This is a genomic window from Bacillus sp. LR--39, from assembly GCF_053613335.1.
In genome coordinates this window covers 1-523 of the sequence record NZ_JBSIOT010001570.1, presented here as the reverse complement: position 1 = coordinate 523, position 523 = coordinate 1, and the positions used below count along the sequence as shown (strand labels likewise).

1 protein-coding gene is annotated in these 523 nt (G+C 46.5%); it reads right to left on the bottom strand.

Annotated elements, in window-relative coordinates; all coding sequences use genetic code 11:
- On the bottom strand, nt 1-523 hold a 523-nt coding region (locus ACWHAR_RS31850), incomplete at both ends, for an alpha-amylase family glycosyl hydrolase (protein ID WP_452089023.1).

The following is a 523-nucleotide window of genomic DNA, read 5'->3' as shown; positions in this document are numbered from 1 at the left end:
TCCCTCTTATACACATGGTTAAAAACAACATCCAGAATGACTCGCAGACCGTGCTGATGCAGGGTATTGATCATTTGTTTCAGCTCTGTTTTTCTCGTTTGAGGATCATGAGGGTTTGAGGCATAGCTTCCCTCCGGGGCAAAGAAATGAAGCGGGTTATATCCCCAATTGTATGAATCAAGCGGCTTCTCTTCATCAACTCCGGCAAAATCATTCACCGGCAGAAGCTCCACATGTGTAACACCAAGCTCTTTTATATACGCCAGTCCCGAAGAACTGCCATTTGCGGTTTGTGTATCAGTTTCCGTCAGCGCTAAATATTTTCCCTTGTTTATCATGCCGCTGTTTTCATGGATGGAGAAGTCGCGAAGATGCGTCTCATAGATGACGGCATCCACAGGGTGTGAGAATGGTTTAAGAGGAGCAGTCCATTTCATTTGATCCGGGCGCAAGACGACGCCCTTCTCTCCATTTACAGTCACAGCCTTTGCATACGGGTCAACGGTTTCCATCCATTCTGAAT